The organism is Pseudoalteromonas sp. SANK 73390 (genome assembly GCF_054966645.1).
This window is the reverse complement of record NZ_ARPN01000041.1, coordinates 1-20,830: the sequence shown is the minus strand read 5'-3', so window position 1 is coordinate 20,830 and position 20,830 is coordinate 1. Positions and strand designations below refer to the sequence as shown.

The window sequence follows — 20,830 nt, the reverse complement described above, 5'->3', positions numbered from 1 at the left end:
CAGCTCTAGGGGCTTATATTAATATCCTTTTGACGTATCAACGACATTCTTAAGGCTTTCATTATTTAATAAAGCTGAGTAATTTATTGCTATCTGCTCACACACAACAGATACACTGGTCAGCGCTGCACAGTGGGGAGTTATTGAGACTTGAGGGTGGTGCCAAAATGGATGTGAATTATCAAGCGGCTCTTGTGTAAATACATCTAAGCTTGCTCCAGCCAACTCATCATTATCCAATGCCCATAGTAAATCTTCATCATTAACATGTTGGCCCCTGGCTACATTGATTAGAACACAATGGCTAGGCAGTTGCGCAAATAAGCTTTTATTTAAAATACCTTCCGTGTGCTTTGTTAAAGGAAGCAAACACACTAAATAATCTAAATCGGCCAAAAACAGATTGAGCCCATCTTGGCCTGTATAGGTCGTTATGTTTTTTAGTTGTTTAGGGCTTGCTGACCAACCACTGACCAAAAAGTCATTTAAAACCAACTTATTAGCCACCGTTTTACCTAATTCACCCAAGCCCATAATGCCAACATGATTTCCAATATGTGCTCGCTTAGGTTTCCATATGTTTTGCTGCTGCTGTGCCAAATACTGCTTTACTCTTAGTTTATGGGCTAAAATATGTGCGAGTACGAACTGTGCCATGTCATCAGCTAATTGGTTATCCACAATACGTGTTACAACGACCTGCTTTGCAAGTAAGTTTATTGCGATACCATCAACTCCTGCACCAAAAGATTGCACCACTTTTAAATTAGGTAACTGTACCCAAAGTTCATCCGGCGCGTTCCACGCTAAGACAAATTCAACTTGGGCTAAGTCAGGGCAATTCGGCCATTCGTAAATCTCAACATTCGGTAAAAGAGATTTTAACCTGCTGAGCAACTTCTCATTGTTTCGTTGCATTACACAAACAAGTAATGACATAGATAACTCTAATTTATATTCAATAAAGCTATGCTAACTAAATCACAGTTAAAAGCCCAGTGAGTTATCAAACAACTCAGTCATTCAATGTCATATAAATGACAGAATTTTGCAACATGGATGTCACTAGATATTTTTAATCTAATATGAATGATATTCAATAGGACCGTTTTATGATCAGTGTCGATAAAGTGATCGAAGCCAATTTACCGCAGTTAGAACACTCTCCAAAAGTGAAAGGGCTAGTTAAAAAAGGGCTTGGCTACTTGTTACATGAACAAGAGTTTGTTGCATTTGCTGACACTTACCCACACCTTCAAGGCATTGAATTTGTCGAGCAAGTGCTAGACGAACTAGATTTTGACGCTCGCTATAAACCTAAGCAAATTGAACATATCCCCAGCGAAGGAAGTGTTGTTATTGTCGCAAATCACCCTATCGGCTCATTAGATGCTCTCGCTTTGATCCGAGTTATCGCTAAAGTGCGTCCAGATTTAAAAGTAATAGCCAATCGCATGTTAATGTCACTCACACCCATGCATTCACTGCTCCTACCTGTTGATAACCTCTCTGGCACAAGTAGAAAAAAAGAACTTGCCAATATTCAAGCCCATTTAAAACAAGAAGGTGCATTGTTAATATTCCCAGCCGGGGAGGTATCACGACTTGGCCCTACAGGTATCAAAGATTGTAAGTGGAACTCTGGCTTTTTACGTATGGCTAAAAAAGCCAACTGCCCGATATTACCAGTGTTTATTAAAGCTAAGAATAGCCCTCTGTTTTATGGCACATCAATGATTTATAAACCACTTGCAAGTTTACTCCTAGTTAAAGAGATGTTCAAACAACGGCAAAAGTCACTAGAGTTTGAAATTGGTGCAAGTATTCCACCCGAGTCATACATCATTGAGAATTTAAAAGATAAAGAAGTCGTTGGCCTCATACGTAAGCAGTTATATCGTCTAAACAGCAAAAAAACTTTGCCACTTAAAACACAAACTCCCATTGCAGTCCCAGAGTGCAAAAAGGAGCTAAAAAAAGCACTAGAAGCATGTGAGGTGCTCGGCCAAACTCAAGACGGCATGCAAATTTATTTATACCAATATCAAGGTAGTTCCGTAATTTTCAGAGAGCTTGGCAGGCTCAGAGAAATTGCATTTAGAGCTGTAGGTGAAGGCAGTGGCAAACGTCGCGATATAGATAAATATGATATGCACTACCAGCATTTAGTATTGTGGGATCCCAAGCAGTTAGAATTAGTTGGTGCCTATCGCCTTGCAAGTGCCAAACAGGTGCTTAGTGAATATGGTCAACAAGGTCTTTATACCGATAGTTTATTTAACTACTCTGAAAAAATGCAACCATACTTTGAGCAAGGGCTAGAACTTGGTCGCAGCTTTGTTCAGCCAAAATATTGGGGCAGAAAGAGCTTAGACTATCTTTGGTATGGTATTGGTGCGTTTGTTAAACGCTACCCTGAACATAGGTACTTATTCGGCGCAGTTAGCTTATCAAACAGTTTACCTGATGAAGCAAAAGCAATGTTGGTTTACCACTACAAGCACTATTTTGCCCGACTTGCAGACCATGCAGAACCTAAAAATGAGTTTAAGTTTACGAATCAACAACTAAGTCAATACCAAACACTATTTGATGGACAGGATATTAAAGAAGATTTTGCAGAGCTTAAACATGTGCTTGCAAACTTGGGGGCTCAAGTTCCCACACTATTTAAGCAATATACTGAATTTTGTGAGCCTGAGGGCGTTAATTTCTTGAGTTTTAGTATCGATCCAGACTTCAATAATTGTATTGATGGCTTAGTCCTTGCTGATTTAACACAAATAAAGCCACAAAAAGCCAAAAGATATTTAGGCTAACCTCACTGAGGTATGCATATCAATATATCTACCAATATGTATACCTTACGCACTTTGGTAAGCCAATAAAGCAGTGTACACTGAAATGACCGTTAGTCATCAAAGGTGTCATTGTGGTAAAGCTATTTGCTCAATTATGTATTGCGTTAGTTGTTTTTTTGCTTGTTAGTAGCTATCAAGAAAAGGATATGCTGGCAGACTCAGGCACACAACCAGCGCCATATTTTTCACTGCCCACACTGTCTTCACAAGTGCGAGTAAGCTTAGCATCACTACAAGGCAAAAAAACCGTTGTTTACTTTTTTGCCCCATGGTGTCAAGTTTGCAAACTGAGTATGCCCAACCTGGATAAGCTATATGAGCAAAAAGACATTAATGCAATTGCTATCGCATTAGATTATGACAATGTTGAACAAGTACAAAACTTTGCCTCTGACCTTGATCTGACATTACCTATCTTACTGGGAAATCATAATATCTCAGCCAATTATCAAATTAGTGCTTATCCGAGCTACTACGTTTTAGACGAAAACAGTCATATTATTGCACGCTCAGTTGGCTACTCAAGTGAACTAGGATTACGTTTAAGACTGTAAGTTTATGTAGTATAAAATGACACTTTGTTACCCAAATCTAAAACACTTAAACATTAACTAAAGATACACTAAACCCTGTTATTTTCTTATTGATTTCAGGAATCAAAATGCTCTCTTTTGCTCATAAACTAACGTTTCCTCTTTCACCCATCATGCTATGTTTTGCACTTGGTGCTCAGGCCCAAGACAAATCAAATAAAATGGAACATATAGAGGTGCATTATAAACGCAGCAGTATTACCAGCACCATTACTGAAGATACCGAAAAGCTGATAGAAATGCCCGGTGCGATGGGCGATCCATTACGCGCAGTTTTTGCATTACCAGGCGTTGTTGCCGCAGGCGGGTCGATGAGTGAACCTGCTGTTCGAGGCTCATCTCCAAATGACAATATTTTTGAAGTTGACTTTATGCCAGCGGGGTATATTTTTCATGACTTTGGCAGTTCAATTTTCAACCGGCACATCATTCAAGATTTTCAACTTTATTCTGCCGGATATGGGGCAGCCTACTCCAATGCCACTGGCGCAGTATTTGACGTCACGCTGCGTAACCCCAAATACCAACCAATTACCACAACACTTGATTTCACTATGTTCAATGCTGGTATGTTCATTGAAGGCCAAGCCACAGACAATACTGCATTCTATTTCTCTGCACGCAAAAGTACCCTACCACTGTTTTTCTCAGAGGGTGAAGAGCTAGAAGATGACGATGGTGAGAAAAATGGCGTTATCATCAACGATGCTCCTGATGACCATGATTACCAAGGAAAGTGGTTATGGGACATTAATAACAATAACACACTCACTTTTAACTTTACTGGTGCTGAAGATTCAGCAGCAGCAGGGTTCAACGAACGTGCTGAATTAGCCCAAAAAACACCAGAGTTTCAAGGCGATGCTACATACATTCGAGAATTTAATAGCCAAAGCCTGTTATGGGATCATTACAATAAAGATTACCACCTTAAGGTTGGGGTTGGTGTGCTCGATCACTCTGGACGCCTTGAGTATGGTAAGCAAGCATCGCTCAGTGCAGGGTATTTCGAGCAAGAAAAAGAACAACAGTATAGCTACAAAGCGCAATTAAATTACCGTATTAGTTCACAGCATAGATTAATCACTGATTTTGCCTATTTTGATAATGAAACAACGTATACATACGATACATTTCAATATTTATGTACTGAGCTTGACCCAGACTGCGATATTAAAAAAGGCGAGCGTATCAGTGGTAAGCAACACATTGGCATCGATTCAGGGTTTATCGGTCTTACACATGTTTGGCAAGTAACTAACAAACTGCAATCTGAGCTTGGTGTACAACTTCAACACAATGATTATACTGATGAGGACTTTATCTCTCCTCGTTTAGCGCTAAATTATTACCTATCAGGTAGCAGTACGATAATAGCTAAATTTGGCCAATATAACCGAATGCAAGATGTTGACTACATAATCCCACAAGTTGGTAATCCAAAATTAAAGTCACAAACATCAGAACACTTCACTCTCGGCTTTGAACAGCAACTTGAAAACGAATGGTCATGGTCAGTGGAAGGGTATTACAAAACCATGGATGACTTGCCACTGGCAATTGATGCTAGCGCCCCAGATGCTCATCTACTCTATACTAATCAGGTAGAAGGACGCGCTTATGGTGTTGACTTGCTAGTGAGCAAAAATAAAACCGACAATTGGTATGGCTGGGTTTCGCTCAGTTATGCTAAAAGTGAGCGCACAGATACTAGACAAAATATTACTCGAGATTACTTTGCCGATACACCTCTAGTATTCAATGCTGTCCTCCACTACGAGATTAACGAACTGTGGGAAGGCGGTTTTAACTTTACCGCTCGCAGTGGGCAAGCTTATACACCTATTGTTGGTGTTCGAGAAAACCCTGAGCATGCCAACCGATTTTTACCTGTTTATGGTGACGCCTTTTCTAAACGGCATGACTTATATCATCGGCTTGATATTCGCTTTGAAAGAAAAACACAGCTATTTGGCCTTGATGGCAAGCTCATTCTTGAGCTTATGAATGCTTACGGACAAGACAACATTAGCTACATTGATCTTGACTACAAGAAAGTAAATTCCGTTGATGATTTATATATTAAAGAAGAGCAAGACGATTTTGAAATGCGCCCTTCCATTGGCTTTAGCGTTACTTTTTAACTTGTATCTTGCGTCATAATTTCCCCTTCTAGGGCTTGTGTTTTACCGCCAAGCCCTGCATGATCTCGCTGTTACACCAAATTGAGCATGAGTAAAAAGCTAGGGAGTGAGCCATTAATGCTTCCAATTTAGTTTAATACGTTTGTTCATTGGCCTTATATTCGATTTTAGGAGTCATCATGCCAAAAGCCTGTGCCTATCATATTTTGGTAAAAACTGAAAAAGAATGCCTAGCAATCAAAGCGAAGCTCACCAAAGGAGGCGATTTTAATAAACTCGCCAAACAACACTCTTTGTGCCCATCAAAAAAACGCGGTGGCGACTTAGGCGAGTTTAGCAAAGGCGATATGGTCAAAGCATTTGACGACGTTGTATTCAAAAAACCCCTTTTTGAAGTGCATGGCCCTGTTAAAACCAAATTTGGTTACCACCTGATCAAAACGCTCTACAGAAGCTAATCTCTTTTTTCGATGACAGTGATTGCTTTTAGTCACTTTCATTGCGCTAAAAAACCTCTAAACTGAAGACATTAAAGTTAATCAACAATGAGGGTTTTATATGTTTACTGTTATTTTTGGTCGTGAAGGTTGCCCATACTGCGTACGTGCAAAAGAAGTTGCTGAGCGCTTAAGAGCACAAAGAGATGACTTTAACTTTCGTTATATAGACATAATCAAAGAAGGTGTGAGTAAAGAAGACTTAGAAAAGTCTGCAGGCAAGCCCTGCCCAACCGTCCCACAAATTTTCATCGACCAAGATCACATTGGTGGATTTACTGAATTTGAGGCTTATGCCAAAGAACACTTAGATTTATATCGTTAATGTGAATATTAATGCAATTAAAACCGAGCTATTGGCTAGGTTAAAATATCTTCAGCAATAATCGTTTAGTAAATACATTGTTAATTACCCCAAAAGCGAGCGATTAAAAAACGTACAACTTCAACTACATATAAATTAGTTCTAATTAGTACAAGCATTTGATTCGCTTTTCCTATACAATGCGCGCCTCTTTAAATTCGTTGAGGCGCATTAATGTCAGAACCAGTCACGTTTGAATCTTTAGATCTTTCTCCTGCAATTTTAAAAGCAGTCGAAGAGCAAGGATACAAGACACCATCTGAGATCCAAGCTCAATGTATACCGTTATTGCTAGAAAGAAAGGACGTACTGGGACTAGCGCAGACGGGTACAGGTAAAACAGCAGCATTTGCATTACCATTATTGAACAATATTGACCCGGCTACTAAGCAGCCACAAATTTTGGTGCTTGCACCAACTCGCGAACTTGCTATCCAGGTAGCAGAAGCGTTTGAACAATACGCTAAATACACTAAAGGTGTTGAAGTACTCGCACTTTACGGTGGCCAAAGCTATGGCATTCAATTAAGTGCTCTACGCCGTGGTGCACAAATTATTGTTGCAACACCAGGTCGCTTGATTGACCACATCAATCGTAAAACCATTGATCTGTCTAATTTACGCGCGCTTGTGCTGGATGAAGCTGATGAAATGTTACGTATGGGTTTCATCGATGATGTTGAAAGCATCATGGAAAAAACGCCAAAGAATAAACAAACTTGTTTATTCTCAGCAACCATGCCAAAACAAATTCAGTCTATTTGTGCTAAATACTTAGACAACCCAGAGCAAGTGCATATTTCTGCACGTAACTCTACGGTATCGACCGTTGAGCAAGTGTTTTGGCGTGCAAGTGTACACAAAAACAAGGGTATTGTTCGTTTCTTAGAAGCTGAAGATTACGATGGTGCAATTGTATTCGTTCGTACTCGTAATGATACTGTACAGTTAGCTGAATTACTTGAGCAGCAAGGCTTTTCAGCCGCTCCGCTTAATGGTGATATGAATCAGCAAGCTCGTGAACGTACGGTTGAACGTTTGAAAAATGGCCTACTAGACATCGTTATTGCCACAGATGTTGCAGCACGTGGTCTAGACGTTGACCGTTTAAGCTTGGTTATCAACTATGATATTCCACAAGACAGTGAAGCATATGTTCACCGTATTGGTCGTACCGGCCGTGCAGGACGTTCAGGTAAAGCGGTCTTGTTTGTGAAGCACAATGAACGTTACTTACTACGTAATATCATGCGTCACACTAAGTCAGAAATTGCTGAAGTTGAATTACCATCAGCTGCTGCGGTAGAAGCGAAACGAATTGCAGGTTTACAAACTAAACTTGCAACCGCGCTTGAGCACAAAGACATCACTTTCTTTAACGATGTTGCTAAAGACTTAGCACAAAAGCTTGACTTAAGTTCAGAAGATTTAGCCGGTGCATTGCTTTGTTTAGCTCAGCAACAGTCTCCGCTTAAAGTTGAAGAAATTAAGTTCCAACAGCGTGAACGTCGTGAACGTGATGACCGCCGTGAAGGCCGTGGACGTGATGACCGTCGCGAAGGCGCTCGTGGTGAACGTAAAGGTCGTGAAAGCCGTGACAATCGTGGTGAACGTCCAGAACGTGCCCCACGTAATAGCTCTCAAGGCCCTATGGATACTTACCGTATCGAAGTAGGTCGTGACCATGGTGTTCAAGTTAAGAACATTGTAGGTGCAATTGCGAACGAAGCTGATATTTCAAGCAAGTTCATTGGTGATATCCGTTTGTTCAATGAACACAGTACGGTTCAATTACCACAGAACATGCCTGCTGATGTCGTATCACATTTTCAGAATGTGTTCATCTGCAAGCGTCCTATGAAGTTGACTAAGAGTGCACATTCAGCTGACGCGGGTAACTCTGAACCACGTAGTGGTGATAAGAAGCGCAGCTTCAGCAAAGACTCTCGCGGTGAAGGTAAACGTGCTCCTCGTCGTGATGGCGAGCGAAAAGAACGTCGCCCAGTAAGCTTTACAGCTTAATAGCCAGTCCCAACAAAGCCGCTTAAAAGCGGCTTTGTTATATCCAACACGCACTCTTCACATCCGCATTAGATGAATCATCTGCTTTATGCTACATTTTTGGTCCAGACTAAAAATCGAGCACTCACATGGCACTACTTTATCGCTGTTATCACTTTATTTTAAAATGTATTGTTGTCTTAATTGGTGTGCCTAATCCAAAGTTACACCGAGGTGAGGATGCGCTCGAAAACGCCATAAAAGCACTGCAACTTAAAAATGGCAGTCATGTGCTCATTGTTACAGATAAAACACTCATTGAGCTGCCAATCATCATTGAGCAACTAGCCTGTATCGCAAAGCAAGATCTCACACCTATCATTTTTGATGACGTTAACCCTAACCCAACCATCAAAAACGTTGAACAGGGTTATCTCCACTACCAACAAAATCACTGCCATGCAATTATCGCCATCGGTGGAGGGTCGGTTATTGATTGTGCTAAATTAATTGGTGCCAAAGTGGTAAAACCCAATCAAGCGGTCTCTGATTTTAAGGGGCTATTTAAAGTACGCAAGCGTCTACCACCTAATATTGCAATCCCTACTACCGCAGGTACTGGTGCTGAAACCACCGTTGCAGCAGTCGTTAATGACCCGCAAAAACAACTTAAATATGCCGCTACAGACTTTACGCTGGTGCCGCAACATGCGGTATTGATGCCGCAGTTGAGCACCAGTTTACCTGCACACTTAACCGCAACAACAGCGCTAGATGCTCTAACTCATGCAATAGAAGCACTATTGAGTATTAACTGTCTGTCATTTAGCCGACAACACGCCTTACAAGCGTGCGACCTCATTTTTAGCTATTTGCCAAGCGCGTATTGTAAAGGTTCAGATTTATATGCCAGAGAGCAGCTGTTATTAGCATCATTTTATGCAGGGCAAGCTTTCACACGTACCTCAGTAGGATATGTACACGCTATTTCTCACCAACTAAGTGCAAACTATGGCACAGCACACGGCTTATCCAACGCAGTATTATTACTGCCAGTATTACGCTGGTATGGCAACAGAGTAGACAGCACGTTGGCATTAATCGCGCGGCACTGCCGCTTAACGTCTTTAGATTACCCGATTGCTCAACAAGCACAGGATTTACTCTGCCATATTGAGCAACTACTGGACAGTATGCACATTCAAGTGCATTTTGAAGAGCTACGTCAAGAAGATATTGACACACTGGCGAGCAGCGCGCTCAAAGAGGCACACCCAGATTACCCTGTCCCTTGCTTTATGAACTTAAAAGAATGCCAAAATATTTTACTCTCTGTGAGTGCTAAAGCTTAAACCGCTCTACCAATGCAGTTAACGAGTTGGCAAAGCGGCTCAAAGACTCACTAGCTTGAGCCATATGCTGCATTTCACTGGCATTTTCTTTGGCGGTATGTTGAGCGTTTGCCATCACACTTTCAATTTGCTGGCAATGTGACACTTGATCATTCGCGGCGTCACTGGCTCGACTGCTTAACCCATTAACTTGTATCAAAATCTGTTCAATCTGCTCAATAGCCTCAGATAGCGACTCACTGCGTTGTGCACAGGCCTGAGTTCCCCCTTGGCCATCAACAATCGCACTGTTCGCAAGTTTTGTATCCTGCTGGAGCGACTCAATCATAGTATTAATTTCATTAGTCGAAGATTGCGTACGTGCTGCTAAAGTTCTCACCTCATCAGCAACCACAGCAAAACCACGCCCTTGCTCTCCTGCCCTAGCAGCTTCTATCGCCGCGTTTAGTGCCAACAGGTTTGTCTGCTCTGCAATAGATACTATGGTATCTAAAATTGAGCCTATGCTCTGACTATGCTGAGTTAATTTATCCATTACCTCTACTGCATTTGCCATTTTACCGTTAAGAGACAACATATGTTGCCTGTTATCGTTGGCAATTTTATTCACACTCAGGCTTTGTTGCTCTGCTTCTTTAATACTATTTAACGTAGTGGCAGACTCCTCACTAACCTGCTGAGCGCTTTGTGCTATGTCAGATGCCAATCCGGCAGCACTATCAATACGTTTTAGTTGCTGCTGAGAGTTGTTCGCCAAAACCTGACTTCGTTGCTGTGAAGAATCAGACATTTGCTCTAGCTCATGTACTTTAGTATTAATGTCTTCTAATAACACTCTTAAGCTGTCTTTTACTCTATTAATATTGTCGATCAGCATGCCAAACTCATCGTCACTGCGCTTTTTCATTGCCCGAGAAAAGTCACCTTCAGCTAAATAGCCCAGCATTTTATTGACTGCCGCCAAAGGGCCTAACATAGCTCGGCTGGTTGATATAGCAATGAAAACAGCTAGCAAAATGAAGATAAGTGCCATCAACAATGCCGCATTTTGAGCTTGCTCTATTTTTTGTTCCGCACTGTTTTCGTAATAACTCAACTGGTTATCTGATACCTGTTGCAATTCTCTGAGTGTATTTTGTACTCGCTCAGTTGCAGACTCAGCCTGTTGATAGGCTGTTTGAGTTTGGGTAATGGCAGAGAGCTTACTGTTCACACGCCGATAAAGGTGACCGGGCTTATCTAAAAGTTCACTCATAATCGCTAATTGTTCACTAAATTCGCTCAGTAATGGTTCAACCTCCAACCCCTGAGCTTGGCGCTTTAAAAACTCAAAGTTGTTTTGAATATTACCTAGTAAAAATTGCACGCTTTGTTGCTGCTCTTGCCAGTTATCTAGTTCCAACTGGTTTGCGACCTTGATGTTGTCACTCAAAGTATACATCATGTCATCAATACGAATACCTGTACCTGCAACTTCGGCTAGCTGTCGCGCGTTATCTGTTTCTACTAATTCCAAATTCAACATTGCATCGCTTGCTATGGAGCGACTTTGTTCAAACTGCCCCACACTATTTTTTATTGCTAATCGCTGAGCTAATACCGTTTGTTTGGCTGATAATAATGATTTTGCATGCTGATCTATATTTGTGCTCACTGACACAATATCTTTTAGTAACGTAGAAAATTGTGGGTTATTTGCTGTAACATCATGTAAGTCAGATAATTTTCTCTGATAACCCTGCTGTAATTGAACAAAACGATTTTCTATTTCTTTGACTTTTGTTGGGTTGTTTTCACTAAATGCCTTTGAAACTAACTTGCTTAATGCACTTTGCTGTAACTGTAATGCATTAGCTGTTTTCAAGATTGGTAACGCGACATTTTTGACTTTGCTGTTGGCATGATTTATTTGCTTGAGCGCCGTGTAGGCTAATGCGCTAGATATTAACAATAGCGCACCAAGACTAGAAAAGCCTAATATGATTTTCTGCTTGATAGAAAGTTTTTTAAACATTTGGTTAACAGTGCGGTACGCACACTCCTAATACAAATCAAAGGGTTAATATTTCACACTTATCTAGAAATTAGAATAAAAACTTAAAAGTTTATTTTATATCAAACCTCTACATTGCATAAAAGGCCATAAAACCTTTTAAACATGGCACAACTGAGCAAACTAAACAACTTTCAACTTGTGATTTTATTCATATCTCGACTCTATCGAATCATAAAATATCTTTTTCAATATTGATCTTTATAACCTGCTCTGCGTTAAACAAGTTACTTTTTATCATTAACGGCTTTCTATACCTGCACAATCAAAAAGTTACACACTAAACTGTGCCTATGTAAGAGTTACAAAGTACCTTTACTGTATGTGTAAATTCTACAACCGTGCATGTCTTAATTGCAGAAACTCATATTAAAATGCATAACTGTATGAATAATATATAAATTGATATAGGCACGTTTCTTGAATTAATCTCAGCTAAATATAAAAAGGAAGAGATAGTAATGAAGATGATCAAATACTACTTGCTGCTATTTTTATTATCAGTGGCTTTTGTTGTCCTGAGCTACCACAATTGGTTTTTCTTGCCCGCGTTATGGCTATGCATTTCTCTTGCATGTGTCTTATTCGCTTACAGTACAAATTATCCGAGTGTATTTAGAAAATCAGCAACAGGGTCTATTCCTGTTTGGATAAAATGTATTTTACTACCCTACTTACTCGCCACACAGCTTTATAATGCGTTTATGAGGCATCATGACAAAGTACCTGCAATACAAAAAATTACCGATGACTTATTCCTTGCCTGTCGTTTATTTCCCAGTGATGTAGATATGTTAGAGTCTAAGGGCGTCAACGCTATTTTAGATGTAACTGCTGAGTTTGATGGATTAAATTGGTCTGCTCAACAGGAAAACCTCTATTATCTTAACATTCCGATTCTTGATCATTTTTCGCCAACTCAAGAGCAACTTGAACACGCTATTAACTGGATTAAAGCGCAACACCAACTCAATAACAAAGTAGTTGTACATTGTGCCTTAGGGCGAGGCCGCTCATTTTTCATGCTTTGTGCCTATTTGCTTGCTTCAAAGCCTGACATATCGGTTAGAGAGGTTATAGAGCAAGTTCAAGAGATCAGAGGGACAGCCCGCTTGAATAAAAAGCAGCTAAAACGTTTGGTGAAGCTAAGTAACCAACTTAAAGCGCATCAAGCGCATAACCTAAGTTTGATCATTAACCCAGCATCAGGCTCTGGAAAATGGTTTCAGCATGATAACGCCATTATTGGTGAATTAACCAAAAAGTACACACTCTTATTTCATTTCACCAAAGCAGATACCGATGTTAAAAAACTCAGCGAGTCATTAATTGAGAGCCATGAAGAACCACATACTTTAGTTGCCTGTGGTGGTGACGGAACCGTTGGGCAAGTAGCCTGTGCAGTAAAAAACACCCAACACCACCTAGGTATTATTCCTATGGGCACAGCCAATGCACTCGCACATGTTTTATGGGGGTTTTCTAGCAAAATTGACCCAATAAGCGAAGCTTGCGATGCCATAATCCAGCATAAGACTGTCAAAATGGACACTATGCAATGCAATGGAAAAACCGCCTTGCTAGTAGTCGCACTGGGCCTTGAGGAACAAATGATTGACAATGCCAGTCGCGAACAAAAAAACGAGTTAGGCCAACTTGCCTATATTAAAGGTTTTTTTAGCGCTTTAGTTACCAATAAAGCGCTAAACATCCACCTTAAGTTAGATCAAGAGCCCCAACATGAAGTTAAGTGCAGTAGTATTGTAGTTGCTAACGCTGCACCATTTAGTACCGTATTAGCACAAGGCTGTGGTGCCCCTAATTGGCAAGATGGTTTGTTGGATGTCACCCAGCTTGATCACACAGACAGCACAACAGAACAACTCACTACTTTGGCTGAACTATTTAATAACAGTGTGCGCGCACCTGATGCGCAAAATAAGAATATAAAACATTGCCATGTAAAGCATATACAAATTAACAGCGACCAAGACCTTAAGTATTCAATAGACGGAGAAATTGACAGTGCAACGGAGCTAAAAATTCACGTACTACCCGCAAGTTTATCTATTATCGCGTCTTAACCCATTATAAATTAGCGTTAAAATAAGGTAGACTAAGAAAAGCGGGAGTGAAAAGGATAAAATTGTGAAAAGCGTTTTGTTGGTTGATGATGATTTAGAATTTACAGATATAGCATGTCGGATAATAGAATATTTAGAGTGTGAGGTATTTAGCGCTGCAACACTAAAAGAAGCAAAACAGTGGCTTGATACGCAACATTTTGATCATGTGTTACTTGATTTCATGTTGCCTGATGGCAGTGGTTTGCACTTGCTGGATCATATCAACGTTAATGGCATATCAACACAAGTTACCATGATCACAGGTCACCCGTCAGTTAAAAACGCCATTGCACAAATATGTAGCACAGAAATTGGACATTTAACTAAACCAATTGATGCAGACGACCTAAAGCAAGTATTGTGTAACGCAGGGGGAAGTAACTTACCTGAAAAAAATAAGACACAAAGTCACGCTCTATACTTTGATTGCTTAATTGGCGAGTCGAGCACTATGAAAGATATGTATCGCATGATAGAGCGTGTGGCACAAACCGATGCCAACATTATGTTGTTGGGCGAAAGCGGTGTAGGTAAAGAAATGGTTGCACAAGCAATTCATAATGCCAGTAAACTTTCAGGCCAACGTGTCTCTGTTAACTGTGGTGCTATCCCAAAAGACTTAATTGGTAGTGAGTTATTCGGCCATGAAAAAGGCGCATTTACAGGTGCAAATGCCCAGAAAAAAGGCGTATTTGAACTGGCTCAAGACGGCACTTTATTTTTAGATGAATTAACTGAAATGCCCATTGAAATGCAACCTAACTTACTGCGTGTGCTAGAAACACAAACGGTCACCCGTGTTGGCGGTACTAAAAGCATTGATGTCAATTGTAGAGTTATCTCAGCAACTAACCGCTCGGTAGAAGAGATAGCACAAAATAAAGTACTCAGAGAAGATATCTATTTTCGGTTAGCTGTTTTTCCAATTTCGATCCCCCCATTACGGGAGCGAAAAGAGGATATAGCCCTGCTGGCCCAATATTTTTTAGACGATATGAACAAGCAAAATAATAGCAGTTTAGCGCTAACTGACCTTGATATGGCTTTACTAATGGCGCATGACTGGCCTGGTAATATTCGCGAATTAAAACATACTATTCACCGCGCATTTATCATGGCAGACTTACAAGAAAATAAACTGGTATTTCCTGCCTCTTTTGATTCTCCATTTTCTCGTGCAACTCAAGCACCTGCTAACGCAAATCTACCACCACAAATACTATCGCCACACGCTCCGGTTACACCACCACCTGTAAATACGAGACTTTCTGCAGATACAGCTGTCGGCACGACGATTGAAGAATTAGAAAAAGAACTGATCTATAAAACTCTAGCATCCGTCGATGGTAATAAAACTAACGCAGCAAAAATTTTGGGAATTAGCACCAAAACACTTTACAACCGATTAAATTCCTATGAGCAAACACACTAACACTCTCTCGCAAAAAGGAGACAATGATGGAAAATAAACAATCAGTTGAAACTGTCATTCATGATGCCAGAAAGCCACTAAACCATATCACTATGAATGCCGAGTTATTAAAAATAATGGTGGATAAATCAATATCACCTGAGGATATAAAAAAGGTGGCAGAGCAAATAATTGTCTCTGCCAAAGAATGTAGCGAAACAATGCAACAGCTGCTCAAATAAGTTTCATTGAGCAGCTTCACTAATGAGCTTTTAAGTTAAATATATGGATAAATTAATCAAAGCATTAAACACCTCTAGTTTTGTATCGCTAAGTGCAGTTATTATTGTTGCTGCAATTATATTTAACGCTGTTATCGGGTTAAAAAATATAACAAATATTGCCACAATTCAAAAAGACTTGACTAAAGCCAGTGAAGTAATGTTGGTAATTGACAGTTTACATATCGACCTTTTAAATGCGGAGTCAAGCCATCGTGGCTTTCTAATCTCTGAAAAAAATAAACATTTAACACCATTTACTAAAGCACTTGAGCAGTTTGAACTTTCTTTAGAGCGCACAAAACAAGTACAATCGCATAGCCACTTGCAGCAGCAGCGCATAGCTGAGTTTACCCGGCTCGCACAAATAAAACTTGATTCACTCAAAGCCAGCATTGAGCTTGCCGCTCAATCCAATGTCACCCCAACACACCGAATTTTAGAAGACGTTGAAAATTCTGACATTGATTTGCGCAACAGATACAGCATCATAATCCACGAAGAGACATTAATTCGGCTTGATTTATTAAAGCGCTTAGATATTGCCCGCGCAAATTCCAAACGTAACGTAGTCTGGTTTACTGCACTGAGTATTTTACTTTGTGGTGCGATCCTCTTATTGCTCATTAAGCACCTCAAAAATACAAAGGCAGCAAAACTAAACTTAGAGCAATACAACGCAACTTTAGAGCAAAAAGTACAAGCACGTACCCATGCATTGGAAGTATATGCTGAAGAACTAAACCGCAGTAATCGAGAACTTGAAGACTTTGCGTTTGTCGCTTCTCATGATTTACAAGAGCCTTTGCGAAAAATACGTGCCTTTGGTGACAGATTAACAACCACCTATGGCGAACAACTTGGAGACAAAGGCCAAGACTACCTTGCGCGAATGAATTCAGCAGCCATGAGAATGTCGACATTAATCACCGACCTGTTGGAGCTATCTCGTGTTACTACGCGCGGAAAGCCATTTATTGAAGTAGACCTCAACCTACTTTTAAGTAAAGTGATTGAAGATTTAGAAGTGGCTATTGAAGATAGTCACAGTAAAGTCACAGTACACCCATTACCCCAAATTACTGCAGATGCCAGTCAGTTAACTCAGCTGTTCTCGAACTTAATTTCCAATGCAATTAAGTTTCGACGAGCAAACGAGACTCCTGTCATTGACATAAAATGTGAAGTAACTACTGCGCCTGAGCACTTGACTAACCAAGGTGATGAGTCGTGGATAAAAATAACCGTGACTGATAATGGCATTGGATTTGACTCAGAATACCAAGAAAAAATATTTACCCCATTTCAACGTTTACACTCACGCAAAGACTATGCCGGTACAGGTATAGGGCTCGCTGTATGCAGACGCATTATTGAACGCCATGGCGGCGAAATTAGCGCATCCAGCCCCGCCCAAACAGGTGCTGTTTTCACTATGTTACTCCCCATTGACGCAAATATTCACAGCACTAAGGATAATAAGCATGAACTACTTAAAACCACAAAGCATTAGCATATTGATGGCAGACGATGACGAAGATGATCGTATGCTCACACAAGATGCACTTGAGCAAAGCCGGGTGCTCAATACCATCAACTTTGTTAATGATGGCGTAGAATTGCTTGAGTACCTAAGAAATGAAGGAAAATTTAGCAATGTCCAAGATTTCCCAAGGCCCAGCTTAATATTATTAGATTTGAATATGCCCCGAATGGATGGCAGGCAAGCCTTAAGAGAGATTAAAGCAGATTCCCAGCTTCGTTCTATTCCCGTTGTCATATTAACCACATCTAAAGAGGAAGAAGACAAAATTAGAGGATATGACTTAGGCGCTGCATCTTATATAGCAAAACCAGTTAATTTTGATGGGCTGGTTGAACTTATGAAAAACCTCGGTAAGTACTGGATAGAAATTGTCGAGTTACCATAAAAAGGAGAAACAACATGGGCGATAACCGCTTAGTCAATTTGCTGTTGGTTGAGGACGATGAAGATGACTATATGCTCGCCCTAGATTACCTACAAGAAATGCCTGATTATGATTTTAATATTACTTGGTTAAGTAATTTTGACGATATTATTCAAGCATTAGAGCATGCAAAATTTGACTTATGTTTATTAGATTATCAGCTGGGTGCTCACACCGGTTTGTCAGTACTCGAAGTCGCAAAGAAAATGCTCTGCACTACACCATTTATTATGCTAACGGGCCAAGCAGACGAAGTATTAGATAACCAAGCGCTAGCGCTGGGCGCGGAAGATTTTTTAGTAAAATCTGAAATCAATAGCGTGCGTTTTATTCGCGCTATTCGCTATGCATTGGCGCGAACAGAATTAGCGAATGAACGTATTGAACGCCTAAAAGTGGAAGCCGATAGCCGCGCTAAAGATCGGTTTTTGGCACACCTAAGCCATGAACTACGCACCCCGCTGACTTCCATTATGGGGTACACCGACCTGCTGTTAAACCGCGCTGAGCTTGATAATATTAAGCCTGAATTATCTATTATTAATAACAATAGTCAGCACTTATTAACCCTGTTGAACGATGTGCTAGATTTATCTAAAATAAAAGCTAATGCACTATCGCTTACTAAAGAATGGATGCCCTTAACGCCATTTTTAGCTGACCTACAAAGCCTATTTAAAGTCGCCGCAAATAAAAAGAACCTAGACTTTAAGATTAGTGCCCTTAGCGATATTCCCAAGCAAATTTATAGTGACAATACACGGTTGCGCCAAGTCCTTATTAATATTATTTACAACGCGATTAAATTTACCCACTCAGGGCATATCTTGGTTACGCTAGAATATCAAAACAGTGGTACGTTACACTTCACGATTAGTGATACCGGCGTTGGCATTCCTACCGATAAATTAAAGCGTATTTTTAAGCCATTTGAGCAAGTACAAGATACCACAACCCGACAAGAAGAAGGTGCAGGGCTCGGACTTGCAATTAGTGGTGCGCTTGTTACGTTGCTAGGCGGTGGTCTTCACGTTGAATCAAAATTAGCACAAGGTAGTCAGTTTTCGTTTTTTATAAATACCAATGATGATGTCGGGCGTCGATTAGAGTTAGCACCTCTTGACTTACAAACCCTGCAAGTATCCTCGTCAAAACCCGCAAATAAACCTCAGTTAACGGGTCACGTTTTGGTAGTGGAGGATATTCCAGAGATCAGAGCGCTGATCACCAACATTGTAAGTAGTAGTGGTGTGACTGTAAGCACGGCAAATAATGGCGTTGAAGCCGTGGATTTATTGAGTCACTCGCATACATTCGATATGGTACTCATGGACTTGCATATGCCAAAAATGGATGGACGAGAGGCGATTGTCGCGCTCAGGAAAAGTGCTATAACTGTTCCGGTTGTTGCGCTTACCGCGGCTGCACTAAAAGGTAATAAAGAAACACTCACGGCGCTTGGATTTAACGATTGCTTGACTAAGCCAATTGATATCGATGATTTATACCGTTGCCTATCTTTTTATTTAGGTCATACCCATACCGTTCAAAATGAAAAAACAGCCAAAAAGCGTAATCAAATAGATAACATTTTGTTGGTTGAAGATGATGAAGATGCCAGAGAGCTGATGACCTTGTTACTACAAACACTTGGCGCTAAGGTACAAAGTGCGCATGATATTGCAAGTTGCATGGCCTGCTTTGAATCTACAACAAATATTGACTTAGTGATATTAGACCTGACTTTGCCTGATGGTTCAGGTTTTGATGCGGCAAGCAAAATTAGAGCCTTAGTCCCAACACAAAATATAGCCATTGTCAGCGGTTCAGATCCCGAACCCGAGCTATTAGCTAAATATGATGTAGATAAGGTGCTGCTCAAACCTGTATCTTTGCCAGATTTACAACAACTTATTATGACTTAACCTACTTGGTTAAGTATACGCCTTAGCAGTACCAGCCTTCTTAAGGTAGCGAAACGGCTACCTTGTCCTACCAATAAACCTGAAAGTGCAAGCCCGGTAAGTACAATGGGAGATTTCACCAAACTTTTTACTGTATTGAGTGTTTGCATTTTAATATATTTGTTTTCATCTAGACGCTGGCGATATTTACACTCTTTGAGCACCACATCTTGGTATATTTTTTTATGAATGTAATTCGCTAATCTGGTCATCATACACCTATTTTTTTATGCTTAAAAAATCGTCTAGCAAATCGCTACTCGCTTTATCAAAAAGTCGAATGGCAGTAACTAGCAGGTAATACACAAGCACGATATTAATTGTCATCACTAACCCTGCTGCGAAAAACCAACTCAACCCTAAAGATACTAAGGCATAGGCAAATAAGACATGAAGGCTCACCCAAACCAAACTCGTCAACACTGTCGCTGCAATAACAAGCGTGAAAATGCTTAAGAGCATCGCAGCATTTGCCTTAATTTTTGCTCTAAGTAAGCGTATAAAATCAGTAATTACATCACCATAACTGGTAACAAGTTGAGCACTCTGCTCAGAAAGCGCAGTAAACTGCGCTCCTAAGTCGTTTGAGTCTCGCTCATTGTGATGAGGGCTAATAGACTCTTTCATGCTATTTTTTCCTTAGTAACATGCTTAATACAATACCCGCGGTAAAGGCCATACCAGCAGTTTTAACTGGGTTTTCAGTGGCATATTTTTTTACCCCAGACTCATTCCATTTTTGTTGCACTAAACGAGATTGCGCTTTAAGTGACTGTGCCGACGCATCGCTCTTTTCTCTTAAGTTCTCTTCGGTACGTGCTGCACTATCGTGTAAAGAATCGACTGTGTGATGTAGTGACTCCGCCACTTGGTCAGCCACAGGGTGCATGTTCTCTAATTTACCATTAGCTTGGTTTTTTGAATTAGCTTTGCTGCTACTTGCGTTATTCTGCGTACTCATGAATTTTCTCCTTAATAGTTAAGTTCACAATGATATATGCAACAACCAAACCAAAATTAAATACAATAAAAACAACAACTTGAAAAAAAGCCTATTTTAAGGGTTAATCAGATTTACGCGCTTGAGAAAGTTTTACTCTGTAAAATTAACCTACTCTTTTAGTTTATTCGCTACGTACATTCATCCGCTGTCAAATCTAGGCTCCCCAAGCACTCCCCTTTTCAAGCTTGACTGAGAACGCCCCAAACAAAC

Annotated in this window: 18 protein-coding genes; 13 read left to right on the top strand and 5 right to left on the bottom strand. The window is 40.3% G+C overall.

Translation table 11 applies throughout. From position 1 onward, the window contains the following. Positions 1-18: 18 nt before the first annotated feature. A complete protein-coding gene (locus tag SANK73390_RS04205; RefSeq protein WP_462763921.1) occupies positions 19-939 on the bottom strand; it encodes a 2-hydroxyacid dehydrogenase in 921 nt (306 codons plus the stop codon). A 173-nt stretch (positions 940-1,112) separates the two neighbouring features. Between SANK73390_RS04205 and olsF the strand changes: the two genes are divergently transcribed. From olsF to SANK73390_RS04170, 7 genes are all read left to right on the top strand, one after another. After that, on the top strand, positions 1,113-2,819 hold the full coding sequence (gene olsF / locus SANK73390_RS04200) for a bifunctional ornithine lipid synthase OlsF (protein ID WP_462763919.1): 1,707 nt from the start codon (positions 1,113-1,115) through the stop codon (positions 2,817-2,819). A gap of 113 nt (positions 2,820-2,932) precedes the next feature. Next, positions 2,933-3,415 (top strand): TlpA family protein disulfide reductase, encoded by a 483-nt coding sequence (locus tag SANK73390_RS04195; protein WP_462763917.1) that lies wholly within the window; start codon positions 2,933-2,935, stop codon positions 3,413-3,415. Between the two features lie 107 nt (positions 3,416-3,522). After that, positions 3,523-5,598, top strand: coding sequence for a TonB-dependent receptor plug domain-containing protein (locus SANK73390_RS04190; RefSeq protein ID WP_462763915.1), 2,076 nt, complete (start codon positions 3,523-3,525; stop codon positions 5,596-5,598). Between the two features lie 179 nt (positions 5,599-5,777). Further along, complete coding sequence (locus SANK73390_RS04185) at positions 5,778-6,056, top strand: peptidylprolyl isomerase (RefSeq protein ID WP_462763913.1); 279 nt, start codon at positions 5,778-5,780, stop codon at positions 6,054-6,056. 100 nt (positions 6,057-6,156) lie between these two features. Continuing rightward, a complete protein-coding gene (locus SANK73390_RS04180) occupies positions 6,157-6,420 on the top strand; it encodes a GrxA family glutaredoxin (protein ID WP_462763910.1) in 264 nt (87 codons plus the stop codon). Between the two features lie 213 nt (positions 6,421-6,633). Further along, entirely contained in the window at positions 6,634-8,481 is a 1,848-nt protein-coding gene (locus tag SANK73390_RS04175; protein WP_462763907.1) for a DEAD/DEAH box helicase, read from the top strand. Positions 8,482-8,609: 128 nt separating this feature from the next. Continuing rightward, the gene (locus tag SANK73390_RS04170; protein ID WP_462763904.1) at positions 8,610-9,812 is read left to right on the top strand and encodes an iron-containing alcohol dehydrogenase; all 1,203 of its coding nucleotides are present in this window, start codon (positions 8,610-8,612) and stop codon (positions 9,810-9,812) included. Here SANK73390_RS04170 and SANK73390_RS04165 read toward each other — a convergent pair. Next, entirely contained in the window at positions 9,802-11,763 is a 1,962-nt protein-coding gene (locus SANK73390_RS04165; RefSeq protein WP_462763901.1) for a methyl-accepting chemotaxis protein, read from the bottom strand. The genes SANK73390_RS04170 and SANK73390_RS04165 overlap by 11 nt on opposite strands. Before the next feature lie 563 nt (positions 11,764-12,326). Between SANK73390_RS04165 and SANK73390_RS04160 the strand changes: the two genes are divergently transcribed. From SANK73390_RS04160 to SANK73390_RS04135, 6 genes are all read left to right on the top strand, one after another. After that, positions 12,327-13,949 (top strand): diacylglycerol kinase family protein, encoded by a 1,623-nt coding sequence (locus SANK73390_RS04160; protein WP_462763898.1) that lies wholly within the window; start codon positions 12,327-12,329, stop codon positions 13,947-13,949. A gap of 64 nt (positions 13,950-14,013) precedes the next feature. Further along, a complete protein-coding gene (locus SANK73390_RS04155; RefSeq protein ID WP_462763895.1) occupies positions 14,014-15,423 on the top strand; it encodes a sigma-54-dependent transcriptional regulator in 1,410 nt (469 codons plus the stop codon). Between the two features lie 26 nt (positions 15,424-15,449). Beyond that, the gene (locus SANK73390_RS04150; RefSeq protein ID WP_261594231.1) at positions 15,450-15,644 is read left to right on the top strand and encodes a histidine kinase; all 195 of its coding nucleotides are present in this window, start codon (positions 15,450-15,452) and stop codon (positions 15,642-15,644) included. A 43-nt stretch (positions 15,645-15,687) separates the two neighbouring features. Next, a complete protein-coding gene (locus tag SANK73390_RS04145) occupies positions 15,688-17,196 on the top strand; it encodes a sensor histidine kinase (RefSeq protein ID WP_462763892.1) in 1,509 nt (502 codons plus the stop codon). Continuing rightward, complete coding sequence (locus SANK73390_RS04140) at positions 17,168-17,614, top strand: response regulator (RefSeq protein WP_261594229.1); 447 nt, start codon at positions 17,168-17,170, stop codon at positions 17,612-17,614. Before SANK73390_RS04145 ends, SANK73390_RS04140 begins: the two co-directional genes overlap by 29 nt. A 14-nt stretch (positions 17,615-17,628) precedes the next feature. Next, on the top strand, positions 17,629-19,578 hold the full coding sequence (locus SANK73390_RS04135; protein WP_462763887.1) for an ATP-binding response regulator: 1,950 nt from the start codon (positions 17,629-17,631) through the stop codon (positions 19,576-19,578). Here SANK73390_RS04135 and SANK73390_RS04130 read toward each other — a convergent pair. Genes SANK73390_RS04130 through SANK73390_RS04120 form a run of 3 tightly spaced genes read right to left on the bottom strand, consistent with a single transcriptional unit; the run spans position 19,575 to position 20,578 of the window. Beyond that, on the bottom strand, positions 19,575-19,829 hold the full coding sequence (locus tag SANK73390_RS04130; RefSeq protein ID WP_462763884.1) for a hypothetical protein: 255 nt from the start codon (positions 19,827-19,829) through the stop codon (positions 19,575-19,577). The two genes, SANK73390_RS04135 and SANK73390_RS04130, sit on opposite strands and share 4 nt — an antisense overlap. A gap of 7 nt (positions 19,830-19,836) precedes the next feature. Further along, positions 19,837-20,244: a phage holin family protein gene (locus tag SANK73390_RS04125; protein ID WP_462763881.1), complete on the bottom strand. Its 408-nt coding sequence runs from the start codon at positions 20,242-20,244 to the stop codon at positions 19,837-19,839. A gap of 1 nt (position 20,245) precedes the next feature. Continuing rightward, the gene (locus tag SANK73390_RS04120) at positions 20,246-20,578 is read right to left on the bottom strand and encodes a hypothetical protein (RefSeq protein ID WP_462763878.1); all 333 of its coding nucleotides are present in this window, start codon (positions 20,576-20,578) and stop codon (positions 20,246-20,248) included. Positions 20,579-20,830: the final 252 nt, after the last annotated feature.

Excerpts from the sequence above, each read along its gene's own strand:
- SANK73390_RS04190 (WP_462763915.1), top strand. The coding sequence starts at position 3,523 with ATGCTCTCTTTTGCTCATAAACTAACGTTTCCTCTTTCACCCATCATG.
- SANK73390_RS04135 (WP_462763887.1), top strand. The coding sequence starts at position 17,629 with ATGGGCGATAACCGCTTAGTCAATTTGCTGTTGGTTGAGGACGATGAA.
- SANK73390_RS04130 (WP_462763884.1), bottom strand. The coding sequence starts at position 19,829 with ATGACCAGATTAGCGAATTACATTCATAAAAAAATATACCAAGATGTG.
- SANK73390_RS04140 (WP_261594229.1), top strand. The coding sequence starts at position 17,168 with ATGAACTACTTAAAACCACAAAGCATTAGCATATTGATGGCAGACGAT.
- SANK73390_RS04205 (WP_462763921.1), bottom strand. The coding sequence starts at position 939 with ATGTCATTACTTGTTTGTGTAATGCAACGAAACAATGAGAAGTTGCTC.
- SANK73390_RS04125 (WP_462763881.1), bottom strand. The coding sequence starts at position 20,244 with ATGAAAGAGTCTATTAGCCCTCATCACAATGAGCGAGACTCAAACGAC.
- SANK73390_RS04160 (WP_462763898.1), top strand. The coding sequence starts at position 12,327 with ATGAAGATGATCAAATACTACTTGCTGCTATTTTTATTATCAGTGGCT.
- SANK73390_RS04175 (WP_462763907.1), top strand. The coding sequence starts at position 6,634 with ATGTCAGAACCAGTCACGTTTGAATCTTTAGATCTTTCTCCTGCAATT.
- SANK73390_RS04145 (WP_462763892.1), top strand. The coding sequence starts at position 15,688 with ATGGATAAATTAATCAAAGCATTAAACACCTCTAGTTTTGTATCGCTA.
- SANK73390_RS04185 (WP_462763913.1), top strand. The coding sequence starts at position 5,778 with ATGCCAAAAGCCTGTGCCTATCATATTTTGGTAAAAACTGAAAAAGAA.
- SANK73390_RS04180 (WP_462763910.1), top strand. The coding sequence starts at position 6,157 with ATGTTTACTGTTATTTTTGGTCGTGAAGGTTGCCCATACTGCGTACGT.
- SANK73390_RS04150 (WP_261594231.1), top strand. The coding sequence starts at position 15,450 with ATGGAAAATAAACAATCAGTTGAAACTGTCATTCATGATGCCAGAAAG.
- SANK73390_RS04170 (WP_462763904.1), top strand. The coding sequence starts at position 8,610 with ATGGCACTACTTTATCGCTGTTATCACTTTATTTTAAAATGTATTGTT.
- olsF (WP_462763919.1), top strand. The coding sequence starts at position 1,113 with ATGATCAGTGTCGATAAAGTGATCGAAGCCAATTTACCGCAGTTAGAA.
- SANK73390_RS04120 (WP_462763878.1), bottom strand. The coding sequence starts at position 20,578 with ATGAGTACGCAGAATAACGCAAGTAGCAGCAAAGCTAATTCAAAAAAC.